The organism is Agrobacterium sp. 6Ca8 (genome assembly GCF_055382765.1).
Map to the genome: position 1 here is coordinate 282279 of NZ_AP026435.1, position 21764 is coordinate 304042.

23 protein-coding genes and 1 pseudogene are annotated in these 21764 nt (G+C 60.0%); 10 read left to right on the plus strand and 14 right to left on the minus strand.

Annotated elements, in window-relative coordinates; genetic code table 11:
* Nucleotides 1-20: 20 nt before the first annotated feature.
* From ACZ5A6_RS25000 to ACZ5A6_RS25030, 7 genes and pseudogenes are all read left to right on the plus strand, one after another.
* Nucleotides 21-1097 (plus strand): Gfo/Idh/MocA family protein, encoded by a 1077-nt coding sequence (locus tag ACZ5A6_RS25000; protein WP_065659044.1) that lies wholly within the window; start codon nt 21-23, stop codon nt 1095-1097.
* Nucleotides 1097-1933, plus strand: a complete 837-nt coding sequence (locus ACZ5A6_RS25005) for a sugar phosphate isomerase/epimerase family protein (protein ID WP_111800562.1) — start codon at nt 1097-1099, stop codon at nt 1931-1933. Before ACZ5A6_RS25000 ends, ACZ5A6_RS25005 begins: the two co-directional genes overlap by 1 nt.
* Nucleotides 1930-2739, plus strand: a complete 810-nt coding sequence (locus ACZ5A6_RS25010) for an alpha/beta fold hydrolase (protein ID WP_112403120.1) — start codon at nt 1930-1932, stop codon at nt 2737-2739. The genes ACZ5A6_RS25005 and ACZ5A6_RS25010 overlap by 4 nt, the downstream gene beginning before the upstream one ends.
* A 3-nt stretch (nt 2740-2742) precedes the next feature.
* Nucleotides 2743-3444 (plus strand): ribulose-phosphate 3-epimerase, encoded by a 702-nt coding sequence (locus ACZ5A6_RS25015; RefSeq protein WP_065659047.1) that lies wholly within the window; start codon nt 2743-2745, stop codon nt 3442-3444.
* Nucleotides 3445-3458: 14 nt separating this feature from the next.
* Nucleotides 3459-4454, plus strand: a complete 996-nt coding sequence (locus tag ACZ5A6_RS25020; RefSeq protein WP_112403118.1) for an ROK family protein — start codon at nt 3459-3461, stop codon at nt 4452-4454.
* Nucleotides 4455-4458: 4 nt separating this feature from the next.
* Nucleotides 4459-4884, plus strand: coding sequence for a GlcG/HbpS family heme-binding protein (locus ACZ5A6_RS25025; RefSeq protein WP_065659049.1), 426 nt, complete (start codon nt 4459-4461; stop codon nt 4882-4884).
* Between the two features lie 351 nt (nt 4885-5235).
* Nucleotides 5236-6344 (plus strand): annotated as a pseudogene (locus ACZ5A6_RS25030) (helix-hairpin-helix domain-containing protein); the annotation flags it as partial.
* A 534-nt stretch (nt 6345-6878) separates the two neighbouring features.
* Here ACZ5A6_RS25030 and ACZ5A6_RS25035 read toward each other — a convergent pair.
* The 3 genes from ACZ5A6_RS25035 to nirK form a co-directional block, all read right to left on the minus strand.
* Complete coding sequence (locus ACZ5A6_RS25035) at nt 6879-7580, minus strand: Crp/Fnr family transcriptional regulator (RefSeq protein WP_112403165.1); 702 nt, start codon at nt 7578-7580, stop codon at nt 6879-6881.
* A 152-nt stretch (nt 7581-7732) separates the two neighbouring features.
* Nucleotides 7733-8650, minus strand: coding sequence for an SUMF1/EgtB/PvdO family nonheme iron enzyme (locus ACZ5A6_RS25040; protein WP_112403115.1), 918 nt, complete (start codon nt 8648-8650; stop codon nt 7733-7735).
* A 112-nt stretch (nt 8651-8762) separates the two neighbouring features.
* Complete coding sequence (nirK, locus tag ACZ5A6_RS25045; RefSeq protein ID WP_112403113.1) at nt 8763-9905, minus strand: copper-containing nitrite reductase; 1143 nt, start codon at nt 9903-9905, stop codon at nt 8763-8765.
* Nucleotides 9906-10141: 236 nt separating this feature from the next.
* Here nirK and ACZ5A6_RS25050 point away from each other — a divergent pair, with 236 nt between their 5' ends.
* Nucleotides 10142-11374, plus strand: a complete 1233-nt coding sequence (locus tag ACZ5A6_RS25050) for an NnrS family protein (protein ID WP_112403111.1) — start codon at nt 10142-10144, stop codon at nt 11372-11374.
* A gap of 82 nt (nt 11375-11456) precedes the next feature.
* On the opposite strand, the gene ACZ5A6_RS25055 is transcribed toward ACZ5A6_RS25050, so the two are convergent.
* The 8 genes from ACZ5A6_RS25055 to ACZ5A6_RS25090 all read right to left on the minus strand — a co-directional run bounded on the left by ACZ5A6_RS25055 (nt 11457) and on the right by ACZ5A6_RS25090 (nt 18185).
* On the minus strand, nt 11457-11990 hold the full coding sequence (locus tag ACZ5A6_RS25055; protein WP_112403109.1) for a DUF2249 domain-containing protein: 534 nt from the start codon (nt 11988-11990) through the stop codon (nt 11457-11459).
* A gap of 78 nt (nt 11991-12068) precedes the next feature.
* Entirely contained in the window at nt 12069-12374 is a 306-nt protein-coding gene (locus ACZ5A6_RS25060) for a DUF2249 domain-containing protein (protein ID WP_162692056.1), read from the minus strand.
* 143 nt (nt 12375-12517) lie between these two features.
* The gene (locus ACZ5A6_RS25065) at nt 12518-14416 is read right to left on the minus strand and encodes a nitric oxide reductase activation protein NorD (protein WP_112403107.1); all 1899 of its coding nucleotides are present in this window, start codon (nt 14414-14416) and stop codon (nt 12518-12520) included.
* A 71-nt stretch (nt 14417-14487) separates the two neighbouring features.
* Nucleotides 14488-15300 carry a CbbQ/NirQ/NorQ/GpvN family protein gene (locus ACZ5A6_RS25070; protein ID WP_112403163.1) on the minus strand — a complete coding sequence of 271 codons (813 nt, stop codon included), beginning with the start codon at nt 15298-15300 and terminating at the stop codon, nt 14488-14490.
* A 66-nt stretch (nt 15301-15366) separates the two neighbouring features.
* Nucleotides 15367-16713 carry a cbb3-type cytochrome c oxidase subunit I gene (locus ACZ5A6_RS25075; protein ID WP_112403105.1) on the minus strand — a complete coding sequence of 449 codons (1347 nt, stop codon included), beginning with the start codon at nt 16711-16713 and terminating at the stop codon, nt 15367-15369.
* A gap of 24 nt (nt 16714-16737) precedes the next feature.
* Complete coding sequence (locus ACZ5A6_RS25080) at nt 16738-17190, minus strand: c-type cytochrome (RefSeq protein ID WP_065659067.1); 453 nt, start codon at nt 17188-17190, stop codon at nt 16738-16740.
* Between the two features lie 166 nt (nt 17191-17356).
* The gene (locus ACZ5A6_RS25085; RefSeq protein ID WP_065659068.1) at nt 17357-17647 is read right to left on the minus strand and encodes a hypothetical protein; all 291 of its coding nucleotides are present in this window, start codon (nt 17645-17647) and stop codon (nt 17357-17359) included.
* 4 nt (nt 17648-17651) lie between these two features.
* Nucleotides 17652-18185 carry a cytochrome c oxidase subunit 3 gene (locus ACZ5A6_RS25090; RefSeq protein WP_112403101.1) on the minus strand — a complete coding sequence of 178 codons (534 nt, stop codon included), beginning with the start codon at nt 18183-18185 and terminating at the stop codon, nt 17652-17654.
* 137 nt (nt 18186-18322) lie between these two features.
* Between ACZ5A6_RS25090 and ACZ5A6_RS25095 the strand changes: the two genes are divergently transcribed.
* Both ACZ5A6_RS25095 and ACZ5A6_RS25100 read left to right on the plus strand, forming a co-directional pair.
* Complete coding sequence (locus ACZ5A6_RS25095; RefSeq protein ID WP_003520964.1) at nt 18323-18478, plus strand: hypothetical protein; 156 nt, start codon at nt 18323-18325, stop codon at nt 18476-18478.
* 12 nt (nt 18479-18490) lie between these two features.
* The gene (locus tag ACZ5A6_RS25100; RefSeq protein ID WP_112403099.1) at nt 18491-19168 is read left to right on the plus strand and encodes an NnrU family protein; all 678 of its coding nucleotides are present in this window, start codon (nt 18491-18493) and stop codon (nt 19166-19168) included.
* Between the two features lie 4 nt (nt 19169-19172).
* Here the strand turns inward: ACZ5A6_RS25100 and ACZ5A6_RS25105 are convergent, their stop codons facing one another.
* From ACZ5A6_RS25105 to ACZ5A6_RS25115, 3 genes are read right to left on the minus strand one after another with little or no spacing between them, the layout of a single operon-like run.
* Nucleotides 19173-19763: a UbiX family flavin prenyltransferase gene (locus tag ACZ5A6_RS25105; RefSeq protein WP_111799450.1), complete on the minus strand. Its 591-nt coding sequence runs from the start codon at nt 19761-19763 to the stop codon at nt 19173-19175.
* Nucleotides 19760-21274, minus strand: a complete 1515-nt coding sequence (locus tag ACZ5A6_RS25110) for a UbiD family decarboxylase (protein WP_162714263.1) — start codon at nt 21272-21274, stop codon at nt 19760-19762. The genes ACZ5A6_RS25105 and ACZ5A6_RS25110 overlap by 4 nt, the downstream gene beginning before the upstream one ends.
* Before the next feature lie 56 nt (nt 21275-21330).
* The gene (locus ACZ5A6_RS25115) at nt 21331-21681 is read right to left on the minus strand and encodes a DUF488 domain-containing protein (RefSeq protein WP_112403097.1); all 351 of its coding nucleotides are present in this window, start codon (nt 21679-21681) and stop codon (nt 21331-21333) included.
* Nucleotides 21682-21764: the final 83 nt, after the last annotated feature.

The following is a 21764-nucleotide window of genomic DNA, read 5'->3' on the forward strand; positions in this document are numbered from 1 at the left end:
TCGATCAAAGGAAATTTCCGATGCCAGCAAAACAGGAACGTCGTCTCCGTATAGGCGTACTCGGTGCGGGACAAATCGCACAGGCCGCTCACTTCGAAAGCTGCACGAAAGCGGTCAACGCCGATCTCTACGCCATATGCGATGTAGCCGACGATCTGCGCGAGCGCATGGCAATCACACATGGTGCGCAGAAGACCTACAACGACTATGACACGATGCTGGCCGATCCGGACCTTGACGCCGTCATCATCGCGACGGCCGACGCCTTCCACGTCCCTGCATCAATCAAAGCACTTGAAGCCGGCAAGCATGTCCTTTGCGAAAAGCCGATCGGCGTGACGGTCGAGGAATGCCTCGTTCTCAAGGACGCGGTCGAAAAGTCCGGCAAGATATTGCAGGTCGGCCACATGAAACGCTTCGACGCAGGTTTGCAGGCGGCAAAGTCTTTCATCAGCGATGAAATGGGCGAATTGATCGCCCTGAAGGCCTGGTACTGCGACAACACCCATCGCTACCCGATGACCGATGCGGTCCAACCGCTGATCGTCACCAGCGCCAATGCCAGAAAGCCCTCCCAAAATCCGAAGGCCGACCTGCGGCGGTACTACATGCTGGCCCATGGCTGCCATCTGATCGATACCGCCCGCTACTTTGCGGGCGATATCGTCTCGGTCCATGCACGTCTTTCTGAACGGGCCGGCATCTGGTGCTGGTTCGTTGATGTCGAGTTTGCTTCCGGCACGCTCGGCCATCTCGACCTCACCGTCCAGGTCCGGATGGACTGGCACGAAGGGTTCCAGATTTACGGCAAGAACGGCAGCATTCTCGGAAAGACCTATAACCCCTGGTATTACAAATCCAGCGAAGTGGACATTTTCCGCGAAGCTGACGGCGCGACCCATCGCGTGCTTGGCGCCGACGGCCATTTCTACCGCCGTCAGGTCGAGAGCTTTGCGCGCACGATCCTGGATAAGGCATCGATGGAAGGGGCCGATATCAATGATGGGCTGGCATCTGTACAGGCGATGGTCGCCATTGCCCGCTCCGTAGAAAGCGGCAAACCGGTCGCGCTTGCCGATGTAACGGGTGGTGTGTGATGAAGCTCGGAATTTTCGCCAAAACCTTTGAGGGTACCGAGCCGGGCCCGGTACTCAAATCCGTCGCCAACGCAGGATTTTCGGCCACGCAGTACAATATGGCCTGCTCGGGTCTTGCCCCTATGCCGGACGAGATCAGCGAGGAGCAGGCGCGCGCGGTGGCGAATGCTGCTGCTGTGGCCGGTGTCGAAATTGTCGCTGTCTCGGGCACCTACAATATGATCCACCCAGACCTTGCCGTGCGCCACGCCGGCCACCGCAGGTTGGCCGTTCTGGCGGAGCGTTGTGCCGCCATGTCGACAGGTCTCATCACGCTTTGCACCGGCACGCGCGATCCTGTCGACCAATGGAAGGAGCACCCGGACAACAACACGCCCGAAGCCTGGCGTGACCTTGTCGAAGCAATGGGCACTGCGATCGAAATTGCCGATCGCTACGATATCGATCTCGGCATTGAACCCGAACTCGCCAATGTCATTAATTCAGCCGCGAAGGCCCGCCAGCTGATTGACGAGTTAAAGAGCCCACGTCTCAAGATCGTGTTGGATCCGGCGAACTTATTTGAGGTCGAAACGCCAGAAGAGCAGCAGACGATTGTTTCCTCGGCAATCGACCTGCTAGCCGATCGGATCGTGATGGCACATGCCAAGGACCGGGCCAGCGACGGGCGATTTGCGACCGCCGGCAAGGGCGTTCTGGACTACAATTATTATCTTCGTCGCCTTGCCGCCATAGGCTTCGGCGGTAGCCTGATCACCCATGGTCTATCCGCCGCGGAGGCCGAAGGCGTTGCCGCGTTCCTTGCCTCAAAACTGAGAACCGGGGCGAACCAATGAGCCCTACCCGCCAGTTCGTGACGAGAGATGGAAGCCGCCTTAACGTCGATGTCGAGGGCGACGGGCCGCCCGTCGTTTTCCTGCATGGACTTTGCGGCGACGCAGGCCAGACCCGGGAAGCCTTCCCGTCCGGGTGCGGGTTCCGCCGCATAACGCTCGAGGCGCGGGGCCATGGTGCGTCGGAGCCGGGCGATCTGGCACAATTGTCTATCGCCACGTTCGCGAGCGACATTGCCGACTTCATCGAGCAGGAGCTTGACGCGCCTGTCATCGTTGGCGGCATATCGATGGGGGCAGCCATATCCTTGCGCCTGGCGATCCAGCGTCCTGATCTCGTTCGGGCACTCATCATGGCGCGGCCGGCCTGGGTAACTGCTTTCGCGCCGCAAAACATGGCGCCAAATGCAGAGGTGGGCCGTCTGCTGGCTACTCTTGACCCCGAGACCGCCAAACAAGCCTTCGTTTCGGGGGAAGTTGGGCAACGCCTTGCAGTTGGCGCTCCGGACAATCTGACCTCCCTGCTTAGCTTCTTTTCACGCCAGCCTATTGAAGTCACCACTGCACTCATCACGGCGATCGCGAACGACGGTCCAGGGGTTACCGAGGACGAGGTCGCCAGTTTATCCATCCCGACGTTGGTAATCGGGCACGAAAACGATCTGATTCACCCGATGGCGTATGCGCGCGCCCTTGCAGAGCACATTGCACATGCACGCCTTTTGGAGATCACGCCAAAGGTTACCGATCGAACCCAGTATGTGACCGATTTTCATGCGGCCATGCGCAATTTTCTGAAGGAGCTCTAGCCGATGTCAGTTATTTCACCTGACTGGATTGACGACCTGCCGCGCGATCGTCTGATTGCCGAATTCTCGGTATGGTCGGCAGACCTCGTGCGCCTCGGCGAGGACCTCGGCCGCGTCGATCCCTATGTCGACATTCTTCACATCGATGTGGCTGACGGCCATTTTGCGCCGGCGATGTTGTTCTTTCCTGATCTTGTCGCGGCGGTGCGGAAGATCTCCGCGCGCCCCATCCACGTTCATCTGATGGTGGACGATGATATCATCTTGTCCCAGATCGACCAATTTGCAGACGCTGGGAGTGATCTCATCAGCATCCACGTCGAAAACGATGCTGTTGCGGATGCCGCGCTCGATCTTATCGACCGCCGGAAAGTTGCTGCGGGCATGGTGCTCAAAGTAGATACCCCGGTTGAACGGATCAAACGGTTTATCCCGAGGCTTCGCTTTGTAACACTCCTTGGTACAGCAATCGGCGTGAAGGGTCAGGGCCTTAACGAGGCGGCCGGCGACCGGTTGCTTCAGGCGAGACAACTGATTGGAGAGGCTGGGGCAAAGCGGCGCACCATTCTCGCCGCCGATGGTGGCATCCGTGAGCATACGGTCCCTCTCCTCCGACAATCCCGTGCCGAAACGGTTGTGCTTGGCTCGCTCGCTTTCAATGCTCCGTCGCTGGATGAGCGAATGACGTGGCTTCGTGAACTCTAAATTTTGGTCCGGACATGCAGCAGATTGCCATCGGGATAGACTTGGGCGGAACGCAAGCCAGGGGCGCGCTTGTCGATGAGCAGGGTAACGTCATCGCAAGACGTGAGGAAAGAACGGACGCGCATGGAGGTCCGGATCGTATTCTTGCCCAAATTCGCGGGCTTGCAGACGCCTTGCTGGCGACCTCTGATCTTTCGAATGTAGTTGGTATTGGTGTATCTGCCCCTGGCCCAATTGACACCGTTGCCGGGGTTGCGCGAAACATTCCAACCCTTTCCGGCTTTGCGGACTTTCCGTTGAGAGCGGAGCTTCAAAGGCGCTTCCCCTTTCCTGTTAGCCTGGAAAATGACGGCATCGCCGCGGCGATCGGCGAGTGGCAGTTCGGCGCCGGCAAGGGCGTGGACAACCTTGTCTATGTGACGGTCAGCACGGGAATTGGTGGTGGCGCGATCACTGATGGGCGTGTTCTTCGCGGACGAAGGGGGATGGCCGCCCATATCGGGCATATGTCCGTGATTCCGAATGGTGAACTATGCCCATGCGGAAACAGAGGTTGCTTTGAGGCCTACGGCTCTGGCACAGCGTTCACACGCCGAGCCCGCATGCGGGCCGCCGAATGCGGTGATACGACACTTGGGGCAAATGGAAACGAGATCCACAGTCGCGATGTATTTGCCGCCGCGCGAAACGGCGACCACCTTTCCAACAAACTGATCGACGAGGAGGCCGAGATCCTCGGTCGCGGGTTCACTAGCCTGATACACATTTTTTCACCCGATACCGTTATCGTTGGCGGCGGACTCTCTAACGAGTTTGAGCGGCTCCAACCAGGCATTCAAAATTACATCAACGAGTGGGCAATGCCGGGGTTCAAGGACGTCAAAGTCGTGCGCGCCAATTTGGGGCACAATTCCGGTCTGATTGGCTCCGCTGCTCTTGCCTTTCTCGCGCAGGACAACGGCCGGCCGGATATAACCTCCAAACTCATACACCGCAGTTATAAAGGATAATGCCATGCTGACAATCAAGAGGCTGGACCTGGAAGATGCACGAGTGCTGATCGCCGGCGCGAAGGCAAAAGCCGACGAAATCGGTGTTCCGATGTGCATCGCGGTGACGGACGAGTCGGGGCAGTTGATTGCTTTCGAGCGCATGGATGGTGGAAAAATCACCAGCACCGTGATCGCTCAGGACAAGGCCTTTACCGCAGCGGGGGCAAAGCGCACGACAGAATCTTACGGGGAGGCCAGCCAGCCTGGCAAGCCGGCCTTTGGTATCAACACTGCAATCGGCGGCCGTTTGTCCATCGTGGCGGGCGGGATTCCAGTTGTCGTCGACGGCCAGGTCGTCGGCGCCGTCGGCGTAAGTTCAGGAACGCCAGCCCAGGACAGCGAATGCGCGGCTGCGTCGATCGATGCGTTTCTCAAACAGTCGGCATAAAGCGCACTATTTGTAAACTGCGTCGATCCCCCACCTCTTACGCACATGCGGGCGGAGCTCGAAAATCCTTTCGCTGGGTACTCGATCCGAGACATTTCGCGCCGAATTCCCAAGACCGGTGTGCAATGCCAGCGATCAACGTTGGGTCTTGCTGCACGCAATAGCCATGCGTTGCTCAATTAGCAAGCGCAATAATCCACCAACTCGACCTTGAAACCCCTGACCCCGTGTAAATTCAATATCAGAAAGGGGCAAATCCAGGCGATAACCAAACGGACAGAAACTCAGGGAACGACTGAGAGGACCGTGGACGGCTTCTCACTGCCGTCAGCAAGCAGCTAGTAACAATATGAGAACGGCTACACGGCGAAATTCGCAGAAAAGACATTTAGCCAGCTCGAAGGTTTGGCTCTTATGGATTTCCCGAAAGCCACGCAGCGTCATTCGCTTTGATTGCTTATGTCTCCAACTTCATCAGGTGCCACTATTCAGATGTCTTCTGTGCTGCCTTGCTAAACTCCCAGCTCATGGGATTTTACGCGCCGTCTCAGATCGTCGGTGATGCCCGCGCTCATGGCATCGAGGTCCGGCCAGTCTGTATCAATCGATCCCGGTGGGACTGTACACTTGAGCAGATCGGCAACGGCGGTCGGCATGCTGTCCGTCTCGGGTTTCGGCAGGTAAAAGGACTGGCGATTGCTGACGCGGCGCGCATCGTCGCCGCACGGATGAACAGCGACTTCGCGTCGGTGGAGGATATCTGGTGCCGTTCCGGTGTGCCAACCGAAGCGCTCGTCCAACTCGCCCAAGCTGACGCCTATGGTCCGGGCCTGAAGCTTGAGCGTCGTGGTTCGCTCTGGGCTATCAAACCCTTGCGTGATGAACCTCTACCCCTATTCGCCGCAGCGGCCGAACGCGAGATGGCGACGATCGCCGAGCAAAACGAGCCGAAGGTTGTGCTGAAGCAAATGACCGAGGAACACGATGTCGTCGAAGACTATGGCCATACGGGTTTGACGTTGCGACAGCATCCGATGGCCTTTCTGCGCAAGGACCTTCAGCAGAGAAACATCATTACCTGCCACGAGGCGATGACGGCGCGTGACGGCAGATGGGTTTATACATCAGGCCTGGTTCTCGTTAGAAAGAAGCCGGGTTCTGCCAAGGGGGTCATGTTCATCACCATTGAGGATGAAACAGGACCCGCCAACAATGTTGTCTGGCCCAGCCTGTTCGAGAAGCGCCGGCGTGTGGTGTTGGGTTCCTCGATGAGGGCGATCAATGGCCGGATCCAGCGGGAAGGGGAGGTGGGCAGAGGCTCATTTTGGAGAAGTGCGCTCACAACGGGCAGTGATGCCGCCCAGAGGCACTATCAACCGGCGGCCCTCCGCACGTGGGGTATTCTTCCGACCGATAAAATAGAAAAATCGCCATCCCTGTTACGGGAAGCAAATGCTTGATACAAAAGCCGATGTCTAATTTAATGACGGAAATCAATGTGATTTAAATCGGCTTGCCGGGTGCATGGTTTGAAATGGTTCTAGAGCCTGCACCGATTGATAGGTACTTCACCCAAGGCTTCCAGGAAATTGCTCCGCGTATTTCTCGCGCAGAAATACCTCAGCGACAAAGTCGTTGAACATGCATGTCTTTGAGGGAAGCAGCGTACGGTTCGTGTAGTGAATCGAGGCGGGGCCCGCATCCACCCACCGGCCAGGTGGAAGTCGCAAGCTTCAAGTCTTTGGCCCGGCGTAGGGATCCTTTTGTTCCAACCAAAAATGCGTCGCACCCTTGTCGTCGGCTTCAATGAGATAGCGTGACGAGAAATGCTTAGCCTGACTGCGCCAAGAAAAAATGTCGGTTAACATAGTGCCAATCGGCATCAGCCTGCATCGAAAGCGTAGCAAACTCGTTGACCGAAAGCCGCGCGGCCGACCGGCCCAGACAAGGTTTTTAGCGAAGTCGGGGCATGGCTTTAGGAGGCGGCTCCACTCTTAGACTTGGCTGGCTTCCCCTTCCGCCAACTGGGCAAGGCCCGGCAGATTGCAGACGAGAAGTTTCTGCCTCCCGCCCTGTATTAGCCCCTTGCCCTCCCAGCTGGAAAGGATTCGAGAAACGGTGTGCAGCGTTGTTCCAGTCATTTCCGCTATATCCTGACGCGAGATCGGGAAGTCGATACGAATGCCGTCAAACTCCTTGCGTCCTGCCTGTTGCGATAGGCGTAGCACGGCATGCGCCACCCGGCGCTCCACTTCCTGCGTCGACATTTCGCGGATGCGTGTATGGGCTTCCTCGAGACGCTGCCCGATGGTCTGCATGGCGGAGACGGCAAGATGTGGGTTCTGCTCGACGAACTGCGGCCAGAGGTCGGTTTGCCAGGACAGAATGACACTTTCGGCCGCAGTCGTTGCGGTGCCGGGATAATCAGCCCTCTGCAGTGCTCTCGCAAAACCGAAGAGATCGCCGGGATGCACCACGCGCACGATGATCTGCTGACCGTCATACGTCACCTGGGTCACTTTCAGGCGGCCGTGGATGAGCAGGAAGAAATGCGTGGCCGACTGGCCCTGTTTGAATATAGCTTCGCCTGCCGGCACCAGCCGGGACGTGGCGTGGGCCAGCAATCCATCCAACTCATCGTCGGCCATTTTGGCAAACAGAGCCAGCGACCGGACGACGCTTCGGTCAATCTTCACGTGCATCTTCTCCGGTGATCGGCCGGTCCGGCGCAGCGCTTGCAGCCAGCGATAGGGGATCGGTCCTTCGTTGTAATGGGACCATACAGCACTATCACTGAAGGCAAAAGATCAAATGATATGGATCAAATATTTGTTATAATTGATTATTGTCAAGAAATCAGGTTTGCGGCGCGAAGTTTTGCGAGAAGGCGCGCATACCAGCGTGTATCCATCACGAGCCGAAAACCGAGATTGTCGGGCGGCACGCCGACGGCACAGCCGCCGCCTTTCGGGTTACGCACGAAGGCGCTCATCGCCGCCCGGTGTTTTCCCGAAGCGACGGGAATACCGCAGGAAGCGACGGTATCGATCTCTTCGCCATCCTTGCCCAGCGTCACACGGTGACTGCAGCTCGATGTCCATTCCCAGACATTGCCGCCGAAATCGGCAAGGCCATATTCGTTTTCCCCGAAGCTGCCATAGGGTTGCGGGGCCGGATTACTCGATGCTTTGCGGCTGGTCTGGCGCTCATAATCGGCCAGCCAGCGCAAAGCCGGATTCTCGGTAGCGGCTTCCACGCCGAGCATCTCGTCGGGAAAGCGCGATCCGGCGGCAAAGGCCAGTTCGGCGTCACTTGGCAGGGTCCAGACGCTACCGGTCCGCTCGCCCAACCATGCTGCATAGACGCGAGCATCGTCCTGGCTGATGCCTGTCGCCGGTATTTCACCGCTGACAGGGCCGGAAAAGCCCGGCTCGGGTTGCTGGCAGACACCTTCGGCCACGCAACGCGTATAGTCGGCGCTCGACACCTGATATTTCATGATGGTGAGATTTTTTTGCATCGTCACCTCAACCATCGGTCCATCGACGGCGTAACCGCTTCGGAAATATTCGCCCTCCGCCCGGTAGATGAAACTGCCTGCGGGCACGGTCACGACCAGCGGCGACGTCACGGCCGCGCTGGCGATGTCGTCGGTGCGAATGATCCCAGACTGAAAACCGATCGCCGCCGCCAGCAGCGTGGCAAGCGAGAGCGGCAGGAGAAGCGAAAATCTATTGGGAAGAGGTCTATTGTCGGGAATGCCCATGGGAACCTGCCTGCGTTTTCGGAATGCCAAAGTTCGGGCCTGCCATCAGGCCTGATAGAGCTGGAGAGGGAAGCGCGCCGCACCTGATGGTAGCGGCGAGCTTCCGTATGTGTCAGATGCTCGATGGGGCGAGCACTGCCTGCATCAGGCTGTCGTTCCACTCACCTGTCACCTTGAAATGAGCGGCCGCGCCCAGTTCGAAGGCCTCGATGAGGTTGTGGTTGACATAGGCATAGATGCCGGGTTGCTCGAAGGTGTAAAAGGCCGCGCCCGCTGTGCCGCCGGGAATGAACCATGTTTCCTGGTCGAGATCCGGTGGGTTACTGAACTTGCCGGTGGCCCAGACATAGTCGCCGTGGCCGCCGATGAGATGCGGGCGGGTATCGCGGTTCGCCTGCGAATGGACGATCAGCACCTTTTCGCCGACTGCGGCCTGAAGGGCGTGTTCCCCCGTCAGGGCGCCGACAGCGCCGTTAAAGACGATATGGGTTGGCGTCAGTGTGCGCATCACTTCCAGCGTGTCGGCCATAGCGTCGCCGGTGCTTTCATATTTCTTGAAATTGCCGCTCTCGTCGCGCGGGATGTAGAAATCCTGTTCGCCGACATAGTAGACCTTGTTATAGACCAGCGCGTTGCCGTGGCCATCGGTCAGCCCTTCGCGCGGCAGCACCATGATTGCACCGTTCATGCCCGATGTGACGTGCCAGGGCACCATGCCGGGAGGTGCGCAGTGGTAAACGAAGACGCCGGCCTTGGTGGCTTTGAACCGCAGGATCGCCTTTTCACCGGGGTTGACGATGGTGAGCCCGCCGCCGCCGAGCGCGCCGGTGGCCGAGTGGAAATCGATATTGTGCTGCAGCTCATTGGTATCGGGATTGATGAGGGTCAGTTCGACATAGTCGTCCTGATGCACCACCATCAGGGGCCCGGGAACCGAGCCGTTGAACGTCATGGCATGGACCTCGGTGCCCTTGTCGTCGAGAACCATTTTCTGTTCCTTGATCGTCAAGGTGAACTCGACGATCTTTGGTCCACCTTCGGCTTTCTGCGTGTGGGCGTGCACGAAGGGTGGCTTGACGAGAGCAACCTTTACGCGAGTAAGCGCTGCAATTTCCGCGCTCGTCAATGGCTTGGCTGCGGCCTTCTTTTCCTCTGCCGCGCTCGCCGCCGATGGTATGACCATGGGGGCTACAGCCCCTGCAAATGCTGCGCCTGCGAGAATATTACGCCGTGTGATGTGGAAGGTTTCCGTCATCATATTTCTCCTGTCCCTCCTAGGGCAGAGCATGTTTCGCTCTGTCACAGCATTTGTAGCGGAGGGGCGGAAATACAATTTGAGATGGAGCAAACTGCGCGTCGGGCCACCTGCGACATTTTGGCAGGCGGTTACGGCTTCATGCGGAGGCGTCGCACCTCCTCTTTGCCTGTTCGCAAAGAAGCGAGACGGGCTTGCGTCTAGACATAAGTCAAGACCAAACGAGGAGCATTACAATGAGTGGTAGCCAAACCGTTCTCACCGAAGGGCGCAGCCGGCCAAAGGGCGGCATTCCAAGGGGGCTGGCACGCACCGGCCCGGTTATCTTTTCTTATGGCTTCCGGCCATTTTTCCTCGGCGGCGCCATCTGGGCCATCGTGGCGATGGTGTTGTGGATCGCAGCCCTTTCCGGCCTTGTCGACATCGGCGGAGATTACGGTGCGCCGAACTGGCATGCCCATGAGATGCTGTTCGGTTTCGCTTCGGCGGTGCTGGCCGGCTTTCTACTGACGGCCGTGCCGAACTGGACGGGGCGGCTGCCGGTGTCGGGCAAACCGCTGGTCTGGCTGTTTGCGCTCTGGTGCGCGGGCCGGATTCTTCTGCTCGTGCCGGACACGGTGGGCGTGGTCACCGCCGCAGCCGTTGACGGACTTTTCCTGCCGGCACTTCTCACGATCTGCGCGCGCGAGGTCATTGCCGGGCGCAAGTGGAAGGACCTCAAAGTGCTGGGCGGGCTATTGGCGCTTTCCGTCGCCAATATAATTTTCCATGTGGCGGCGATCGAAGGCGACCTGAGCCAGATGGCGAGCCGCCTTGCCGTTTCGGCCTATACCGTGCTCGTCATTATCGTCGGCGGCCGGATCGTGCCGAGTTTCACTCGCAACTGGCTGAACCGTTTCGGCCGCACGGATTTCCCCGTACCCTATAATGGCTTCGACACCGCCGCCATCCTCACCGGCATCGCGGCGCTGGCCGTCTGGACGATAGAGCCCGAGAGCATCGTGGCCGTGCCCACGGCACTTCTGGCAGCTTTCATGCATGCGGTGCGTCTCATTCGCTGGCGCGGCTGGACGACCTGGCCTGAGCAAGTGCTGGTGGTGCTGCATGTGGCCTATGCCTTCATCCCCGCCGGTTTCATTGCCATCGCTCTGGCGGCTCTTGATGTCATGGACACACGGTCCGTCCTGCATGTCTTCACCGTCGGCGTGATCGGCTGCATGATGCTTGCGGTCATGACGAGAGCAAGCCTTGGCCACACCGGACGCAAGCTTGCGGCCAGCGGGGTCACCATCGCAGCTTATGTCGCGCTGATCGCCTGCGCGCTCTTGAGACCTGCGGTCGAGTTTCTCCCCGGCGGGATGATGCATCTTTACGCCTGCTCGGCGCTTCTCTGGATCGTGGGCTTTGGGCTCTTTTGCGTCGAATACGGGCCGATCCTGATGCGTGAGCGCAAACCGCTGAAAGCGTAGTCGTGTTCGTTGCTAAACCGCCAAAACGAAACGCCCCGGAAGCAATTTCCGGGGCGTTTCGTTATCGAGGATACCTGATGGTTTAATGTGCGCCGGCCCCGGCGCGGATGAAGATACGAAACGCCGTGCGCGCCTCGTCGAAATTGCCGGCCCATTGATGGCCTCGGGCCAGAAGCTCCGGGTAAAGAAAGGTCGGCTCCTGCAGCGTCAGCACGAAGATCACGGCGCCCGGCGGAAGACGGTCGAGGGCGGCAATCGTGCGGCGCGTCTGGCCTTCGGCCGTCTCCTCGCTGAGATCGAGATAGATGACCGGATCGGGCCATATCTGCGGCTCCTGGGCATTGCCCGCAAGCGCCGGCGAAACGGAAATCTGCTCGGTTTCACTGGATTGCGGCGTAAACAGCACTTCCCAGTCGCCGCCGCCCATTTCCTTGACCTGATGGTCGAAACCACGCTCGGCCATCACCTTGAACAGCGGAACGGGCCGAAAGGTGGCGTATAATCGCAGCGCCTCACCGGGGGCGAGCCCGGCCACGGCTTCCATGATGGCCGGAAAGGGCTCGCCGCCACTCTGCAAAAGCGGCCGGACATCAAGTTCCCTGATCATTTCCGTCATTGCATCACCTCATCTGTCGGCTGGCGGCGGCAAGGGCCGTCCGCCAGAGGTCTTTTCACCATGCCGCAGGCGCTGGGGTCAATGCTCGGAACCGCAGCAGCATTCGCAGCCGGACATGTCGTCATCGGAACCTTCGGCCTGTTCTTCCAGCCGGCCGATATCGAGGCGCCAGACTTCCGGCCCCTGTTCGAGATATTCCCAGCCGAACTGGCCGGGGAAATTGGTGGCGAGCTGGTAGAGCAGGGGGCGGGGATCGTGATCGCTGGTGATCCGCAGCGATTGACCCTCGGTCAACGCGCCAAGCGCACCGAAAATGCGCGGATGGCGTTCACGATGCGGAATGATGCGCACATCTATATTGGTTGCGGTTTGGGCTTCGGACATAGGCTGGCTCCACGGCCGCGGATGGAATGATGTCCGGCGGTGCGGCCGGCCGGCGGACTGGAAAAACCTATCCGCCGTGCCGTTGGGAGACATTGTCGCCGCGCAAACAAACCTGAGATTCGTCAGGTTCGTTGCGACATGCATCAGCCGGCAACGCTGCGATAGATTGCCGGCAGCGCCGATGGCAGCTTCGCTATCCTGCTGACGATCGCATAACCGTTCTGGCCGAACATGGCCGGAATATAGGATTGCGCCTTGCTGTCGACCGTTACGCCGAAGACACTGACGCCTGAGCGCCGCGCCTCGGAAACCGCACGGCGGCTATCCTCTATGGCGAAGCGGCCCTCGTAGTGATCGACATCGTTCGGCTTGCCATCCGTCAGGAGCAGCAGCAGCTTGCGGCGCTCCGGTCTTTCTTGCAGCTTGGCGCTGGCGTGGCGGATGGCGGGGCCGATGCGGGTGTAGAAGCCGGGCTTCAGCGCCGCGATGCGCCGCTCGATAGTGTGGCCCATCGGCTCATCGAAATCCTTCACTGTCTCCACCCGCACCCAGGAACGGCGGCGGGATGTGAAGGTCAGGATGGAGTGACTGTCGCCGCAGGCGGATAGCCCGTGGGCAAGCACCAGCAGAGCTTCCTTTTCCACATCGAGAACCCGCCGATTGTCGAACCAGGCATCGGTCGATAGCGACACGTCGACGAGGATCGTCACGGCAAGATCATGCGCCTGCGGGCGGCTTGCCATATGAATGCGGTCGCTGCCCTGTCCACCGGCGGCGATATCGCTTCTGGCGCGCACCACGGCGTCAAGATCGAGATCATTGCCGTCAAGCTGCGCTCGCAACATCTCGTGGCGCGGTCTCAGCACCTCGAATTGCCGCCTGACCCGGCGGATGAGGTTTTTGGTGTCCGGGTCGGGTTCCGGTGCCGTCTCGGCGTCCTTCGCCGGTCCTGAAATGACCCGGCAATGGTCGGCGAGGTAGGTGCCGCTGCGATAATCCCATTCGGGATAGGTCAGCTCCGCCGTCAGCGCGGTATGGTTCAGTGCTTCAGGCGGCAGGTCGAGATCGAAGCGGAAGCGGGCGGAAGGCCGTCCCTTTCTTTCACCCAGCGTCATATCGTCAAGCTCGTCCGCCGCACTGCCGTCGGCATCGTCGCTGTCGTCACCCGGCCGGTCGACATTCACCATCTCGGCCATGGCGAGGATTTTTTCGAAGCGGTTGAGGATAAAGGGGCTGCGTTCGGTTTGCCGGTTCTCCGCCTTTTCACGCACGGCGATATGGCGGGCGGCTTCCGCCCCTTGCGGCGCTGCCGCCGCTGCCGGCTGGTCCTCGCCCTGCCGGGCCTCGGATGTCTCCCGCAGCAACGTGTCCGGCCACAGCGGAACAGGCAGCATCGGCAGGTAGCGCGGCGGCGCTTTTTCCGGAAGACCGGCGGGCGGTGCATAGCCCTCGATCCCTGCCGCCGCGGCCAACATGAATAACACCCGTTGTTCCAACCGCTGTTCTGCCTGCGGTAAAGGCCGCGTCTGCCGCACCGCAAGCATGGCGGCGCACAGCCGGCGATAACGGTTCTTCATGCCGGGAAAAGTACGGCTTACGGTTTCTGCCAGGTCTGCGGCGCGGTCGAGCCGGGCGAGATCGTTGCGCAGCGGGTCGGCGGCCGCGACCGGTTCAAGCGGCATCAGCGCCATGGCGGCGGCGAGCCAGAGATAGAGATCGCGGTTGAGGCGGCGGTCGGGAAACAGATCGAGCACCGGCGGCAACATCAGCGTCGCGTGATCGCGGCCGGGCTGGGCGAGCTTTTCTTCGCCTAGGCCCATGCGCTGGCGAAGCCTCAGCCGGTGTGTGGAGGTGCGCGCGCGGGCCGGGGCGATCTGCACCGCATGTTCACCGCCAAAACCGCGGAAACAGATGGCCAGCACGGCCTGCATATCCTCCAGCTTCACGGCATGATCCGGGAAGCGCAGCCATGTGCCGGTTTCGCCGATCAGCCTGTGCCAGGCGCGGCCGACGGATTCTTCCAGTTCCAGAAAGTCCAGCATGGTTTATCCTCATGGCATCGGACCGGAATGCGCGGGGCAACCGCGCATTCCGGTGTGTATATCAAAGCGCGCTATCGGATGATCGCATCCGCGACTTCATGCAGCGCGGCCTTCACATCAGGCTCGTCGGTCAGCGGTTCGATCATGGTTGCGCGCACGGCGTGGCGGGCGGGAAGCCCGGTATCGATGAGGCTGGCGCAATAAACGAGCAGGCGGGTGGAGACGCCTTCTTCCAGATCGTGGCCCTTCAGGCCGCGCAGCCGGTGGGCGAGATCGACGAGCGGCTCGACATCGCGCGCATCCAGCCCGCTTTCGTGCGAAACGACGGCGATTTCCTGTTCCTTGGGCAGAAAGTCGAATTCAATGGCGACGAAACGCTGGCGGGTGCTCGGCTTCAGGCTTTTCAGAAGGTTCTGGTAGCCGGGATTATAGGACACGACGAGCATGAAGCCGGAGGGCGCTTCCAGAACCTCGCCGGTGCGCTCCAGCGGCAGGATGCGGCGGTCGTCGGTAAGCGGATGCAGCACGACGGCCACATCCTTGCGCGCCTCGACGATCTCGTCGAGGTAACATATGCCGCCCTGCCGCACGGATCGTGTCAGCGGACCGTCCATCCACACGGTTTCGCCGCCTTTCAGCAGGTAGCGGCCGGTCAGGTCGGCAGCGGCTAGATCGTCGTGGCATGAAATGGTGGAAAGCGGCAGGCCGAGTTTCGCGGCCATATGGCTGACGAAACGGGTCTTGCCGCAGCCTGTCGGGCCTTTCAGCAGAAGCGGCAATTGCCGCACCCAGGCGCTTTCGAACAGCACGCATTCATTGCCGAGCGGCGTGTAGAAGGGGGCCTCCGGCAGGGGCGGCGGTGTCGGGCGGAAGAGGGTGTTCATGGTCATCTCCATGTTTGATGGTAAGGAACCGGCTCCCCGGGGGAAAAGGAGAGCCGGTCCGTTTTCTCATTCGGCGGGCTGCACGAGGCGGGCAACGTCACCCTGTTTCTGCTTGCCCGGGACCAGGATTGCCCAGATGAACATGGCCGCCGAAATGAGAACCGCGAAACCCGAGCCGAGGCGGATCCAGTAGAAGATCGCCAGCTGGTCCTGCACATCCATGAAGCTTTCGCCCATGACGCGCTGAAGCTGGATCTGCACCACGCCGGCAAAGGTCAGCGCGAAGGTCATGACCGACATGGCTGTGCACATGACCCAGAAGCTCGTTATCGAAAGCCACTGGTTGTAGGGCGCACGTTTCTTCATTTCCGGTATGGCATAGGCCATCATCGCCAGATTCAGCATCACATAGGCGCCGAAGAAGGCGAGATGTCCGTGGGCGGCGGTCAGCTGCGTGCCGTGGGTGTAGTAGTTCACCGAAGACAGCGTGTGCAGGAAACCCCAGACGCCGGCACCGAAGAAGGCCATGACCGAGCAGCCGATCGACCAGAGCAGCGCTGCGCGGTTTTCATGTTTGCGGCCGGCCTTCCAGGTCATCACGAAGGTGAAGATGACCATGGTGAAGAAGGGGGCCACTTCCAGCGTCGAGAACAGCGAGCCGATCCACTGCCAGTAACCCGGTGCGCCGATCCAGTAATAATGGTGACCGGTGCCGAGAATGCCCGAGAAGAGCGCCAGGCCGACGATGACATAGAGCCATTTTTCCACCACTTCGCGGTCGATGCCGTTGAGCTTGATCATCAGGAAGGCGAGGATCGACGCCATGATTAGTTCCCAAACGCCTTCCACCCACAGATGGATGACGTACCACCAGTACATCTTGTCGAGTGCGAGGTTGATGGGATTGTAGAAGGCGAAGAGGAAGAAGATCGCCAGACCCCATAGGCCGAAGAGCAGGATGTTGATGACCGTGGTCTTGCGGCCCTTCAGCGCCGTCATGGTGATGTTGAACAGGAACATCAGCACCACGAGAACGATGCCGACCTTGATGAAGAACGGCTGTTCGAGGAATTCGCGGCCCTCATGGATGCGGAACATATAACCGACCACGGCAACAGCGGCGGCCACCAGAAAGATCCAGAACTGCGCGATGGCGAGTTTCGGGCTGTAAAGCTCCGTTTCCGTTTCTTCCGGCAGAAGATAGAAGGTCGAGCCCATGAAGCCCATCAACAGCCACACGACCAGCGCATTGGTGTGGATCATGCGCACGATATTGAAGGGCAGAAGCTCGGAAAGCGTATTGGGCAGCACGTAGATCGTGGCGGCGACGACGCCGAACAGGATCTGCGCCACGAACAGCCCGATTGCGCCGTAAAAATACAGCATGGCGACTTTTTGCGTCTGGTATTTCATCTCGTCATCTCCTTGCCGTCAACCTCAACCCGCCTCGTTCGGCGGCCAGTTCTGCGTCTTGATCCGGCTCGTCCATTCAAGGAAGTCGACGAGATCATCGAGTTCCTGTTCGGTGAGATTGAACTGAGGCATCTGGCGGCGGCCTTCGATGCCGGTGGGCTGGGCGGCCATCCAGGCCTTGATGGAATCGCGCGCCGTCTCCTTGCCTTCCACGCCGCCATAGCGCTTCCAGACATTGCCGAGCTCGGGTGCGAAATAGGCGCCTTCGCCGAGCAGCGTGTGACAGTTGATGCAGGAGTTTTTCTCCCACACGTGTTTGCCGCGCGCGACGCTTTCGGTCAGCGTGCTTTCATCCGTCGAGGTGGTGCGCATGTAATAATGGCTATGGGCGGTCAGCCCGACGAATATGGCGAAGAAGAAGATGGAGCCGCCGTAAAAGACGTTTCGCGCTCCTGTTTTGGTCAGGCGTTCTGCCATGCCAATGGTCCTTTCCATCCGGAAGACCGCTTATGCGGACTGGCTTGATCGAACCCTCGCGCCGGGATTTTCCGGGAGGCTTCGGGTCTCGCCCCTTTCTAGCCGCTTGCCGCCGGCGTTCTTTGCCATTTGGCAAACAACGGGAGAGGTCCCGTCGCCGGCCTTTTCAGAGCGACAAAATGCCCTGCAGGAACGCCCGAAAAAGCGCGGCCGCGGCGAAGATGGCGGGCCATGCCAGAAGTGCCGTGCGCAGCAGGCCGCGCTCTTTGCGAAAGCCGAGAAAATCGTCGATGACGCGTCTGGATTTCATGAGTGCGAAAAGCAGCATCAGGCAGGCGGCGGCAACCGGTGGCAGAAGCGCCGCCTTCCATGAGGTGACGACGGCCGTGCCGGCGAGAACGAGAATGGCGAGCACTGCAAAACTTCTTGCAAGCTTGCGGGAGGTGCGATGGATCATGATGTCAAACCAGATAAATAACGGGAAAAACGACGATCCAGACCAGATCGATGACATGCCACAGCGTCGTCACCAACGTGACGTTCTCGTTTTTCGGGAAGACTGCGACGATGAACAGCAGGATTGCCACGAAGACGACATGCAGCAGGTGGAAGGCGGTGAGCAGAAAATAAAGCTCGAAGAACGCGCCATAGGCGGGATCGGAGGCGAAGGCGATTTCGGCGGAATATTCATGGAGCTTCACACCGACGAAAGCGAAACCCAGCAGGCCGGCAAGGACAAGCGCCCGCCTTTTACCCGGCAGCGTGGTGTGGCGGCTGGCCGCCACGGCCGCCTGCCAGCCGCTTGCCAGCAAAATCAGCGTGTTGAGACCGGCAAGCTGTGGCTGCAGATGCTGGCGCGCGGCGGCAAATGCCTCGGGATTAACCGCGAAAGCGATGATGAAGGCGCCGGTCAGCGCGCCGAAGGCGGCAAGCTCGCTCCAGACCAGAATCCAAAGGAGCAGGTTCCCGCTTTCCTCTTCCGTATTGATCGCCATGGCCTTGTCCGTAATTGTAAAACAGCAAGCCACGCTTAGGCGTCCTCAAACCCTGCGTCTTTGCGGTCGGTCAAAGAAGGGAGCGCGCAAAGCACTATTGTCATGACAAAGCGCAACTCTGGAAAATGGAGCTTCCCATGAACGACGCGCAGGTCGGGCTGATTGTCGCAACCCCTATTATCATTGGCTTTGCGGTGCTGTTGTACCGTATGGGAGTGCTGCAGCGCATGGGCGCGGTTTCCGCCGTGCTCGCCTCCGTGGCCATTGCTTCGGTGCTGTTCCTGAACCAGTAAGAAGACAGTCGGATGCTTGAACTCGTCGCCGCTCTTTCGCTCTTCGTGGCGCTGCATTCCATTCCCGCTGTGCCTGCCGTGCGCGGACGGCTGATTGCGGCCATCGGCCGGCCCGCTTATTTCGGAGCTTATTCCGTGGTCTCGCTTCTGACGCTGGGCTGGGTGTTTTATGCCGCGCTGTCGGTCGATTATATTCCGCTCTGGGATGTTGCGCCCTGGCAGGCGCATGTCACGTTTCTGGCAGCGCCGATTGGCCTGTTTTTCGTGCTGGCCGGTCTTCTCAGTGTCAATCCGCTCTCCATTTCCGTGCGGCAGGGAGAAAAACCGGGGGCAATCGTGCGCATCACGCGGCACCCGGTGCTCGTCGGTTTTCTGTTTTGGTCTCTGGGGCATGTCGTGCCGAACGGCGATCTGCGCTCCGTTATCCTCTTCGGCGGCTTTGCGCTGTTTTCGCTTGGCGGAATGGCGATGACCGAAAAACGCGCCCGCAAAAGACTGGGCGGTGCATGGAGCGCTACGGCCGCCGGAAGCGCTACGATTCCCTTCGCGGCGATCCTTACGAGCAAAACCGGTATCGCAGTTGATGGGCCGATGCTGCTTGCTGCGGCGCTGACGGGATTGACGGTCTGGTGGCTGCTGGCCGATGGCCACGCCGTGCTCTTCGGCGCGGACCCGATGGCCTATCTCTGATCGCTCAGGGCGCCTTCACCACATGCGGCTGCCATATCGTCGCCTGCGGTGCGGAAGCGATGCCAAGCTGATCAATGGCGCGGGCGGCGAGCTGATCGACAATATCGTTGACGCTTTGCGGCTTGTTGTAAAAGGCCGGTACCGGCGGCATCACGACGGCGCCTGCTTCCGTCACCGCGCACATATTGCGCAGATGGATGAGATGCAGCGGCGTCTCACGAGTCATCAGCACGAGTTTCCGCCGTTCCTTCAGATGCACATCGGCGGCGCGGGTGAGAAGATTGTCCGAAAGCCCGGTTGCAATGGCCGCGAGCGTGCGCATGGAACAGGGCGCAATGATCATGCCAGTGGTCGGGAAAGAACCGCTGGCAATCGCCGTGCCGATATCATCGACGGCATGATTGACGCTGGCGAGCGACAACATCCGCCCCATGGCTTGCGCACCTTCCTCATGCAACACGGTGCGTCTGGCGGATTGCGACAGGACGAGATGGATTTCGACGCTTTTCATCGCGGCAAGGCGCTCGATGATGCGCAGCGCAATTGCAGCACCAGATGCGCCGGTAACGCCGAGCACGACGCGGCATGGGGTCATGGCCGTTCTTCAAGGCCGAGAGCACGCCACATCAGATCCACTTTCGCGACGACGTCCGGCGTCATGGACAGCACGCGGCCCCATTCACGCTTCGTTTCCGGCGGCAGCTTGCGGGTGGCGTCCAGACCCATCTTGCCGCCGAGGCCGGCTTTCGGCGAGGCGAAGTCGAGATAATCGATCGGCGTATCGTCGATGATCGTTGTATCGCGCGAGGCGTCGAAACGGGTGGAGAGCGCCCAGATGACATCCGCCCAGTTGCGCACATCAATATCGGGATCGACCAGAATGATGAGCTTCACATAACTGAACTGCGGCAGCATCGACCACAGGCCCATCATCACCCGTTTTGCCTGCCCCGGATAACGTTTGTCGATGGAAGCGACCATCACACGATAGGAACAGGCCTCCGGCGGCATCCACAGATCAACGATTTCCGCAAACTGCCTTTTGACGAGCGGCAGGAAAATCTCGAGCATGGCTTCCCCCAGAACCGAGGGCTCATCCGGCGGCCGGCCGGTATAGGTGGAAAGATAGATCGGGTCGCGGCGCGTGGTGATCCCCGACAGCGTCAGGATCGGAAAGGCTTCGACCGAATTATAATAGCCGGTGTGGTCGCCATAGGGGCCTTCCATTGCCGTTTCCGTTGCTGAGACAGTGCCTTCCAGCACGATCTCGGCATTGGCGGGCACCGGCATCGGCACGGTCAATGCTCTGGCGATACGGCTTTTCGTGCCGCGCAGCAGGCCGGAAAAGCCAAGCTCGCTGATATGTTCGGGAAGCGGCATGACGGCGGAAAGAATGGTGGCGGGATCGGCCCCGATGGCGACGGTAACGGGCATATCCAGTCCACGCGCCTGCCACAGCCGGTGGTGATGCGCGCCGCCGCGATGCGCCAGCCAGCGCATGATCACCCTGTCCGGCCCCAGCACCTGCATGCGGTAGATGCCGACATTGATATCGTCGGGATCATCAGGCGAGCGCGTGATGACCAGTGGCCAGGTAATGAGCGGGGCCGGCTCTCCCGGCCAGCACCATTGCACCGGCAGGCGGGCAAGATCGACCGCATCGCCCGTCAGCACCCTTTCCTGAACCGGCGCGCGGGAGACATTTCTTGGCCGCATGGAAAGTGCGGCTCTCAGCAAAGGCAGTTTACCCCAGGCCTCGGCCATGGATTTCGGCGGCCGCGGCTCGCGCAATTCGGTAAGCTTTTGTCCAAGTGCTGGCAGGCCGCCCGTCTCAAGCCCCAACCCCCATTCGATGCGCTGCCGCGTGCCGAAAAGATTGGCGAGCAGCGGCATCTCCTGCACCTTGCCCTCATGATCGACGGGTTGCTCGAACAGCAGCGCCGGCCCGCCATCGGCGAGCACACGGCGGTGGATTTCGGTGATCTCGTGCACCAGCGAAACCGGCTGGTGGATTCGTTGCAGCTGGCCGCGTTCTTCCAGCAGCCGGGCGAAACTACGCAAATCGGCTGCGTGGGCGGGTTTAGTTTCTGTTTTCTCGTCTCTCATGCCGCCTGTTTGCCGGTGGCGATGCGGCATGTCCTTGCGCTGCCGCAAATGCGGCTTCAGTGCGAACGAAGATAGTCGGCGAGGACGAGGGCGTGGTTGTGTTCGGTATCATGGGCGGCATAAAGCAGCGTGACGCGGCCTTTCGCCATCAGCTCCTTCATGCGTGCCACGGCATCGGGATTTGACGCCAGTTCCTCATGATAGTGGCGGGTGAATTCCGCAAAGCGTGACGGCATATGCGAGAAATTCTTGCGCAACTCGTTGCTGGGCGCGATTTCCTTCATCCACAGGGAAAGCTGTGCGGTTCCCTTGCGCATGCCGCGCGGCCACAGCCGGTCCACCAGAATGCGTGCGCCGTCATCATCGCTGGCGGCGTCGTAAATCCGTTTGATCCCTATATCGGACATGGGCGGCCTCCTTCGCTTCGCAAGTGAATGATTTATAGCGGTTTTTGTGAAGCCGCACCTGAAAATCTCTCTGTCTTTGCGTT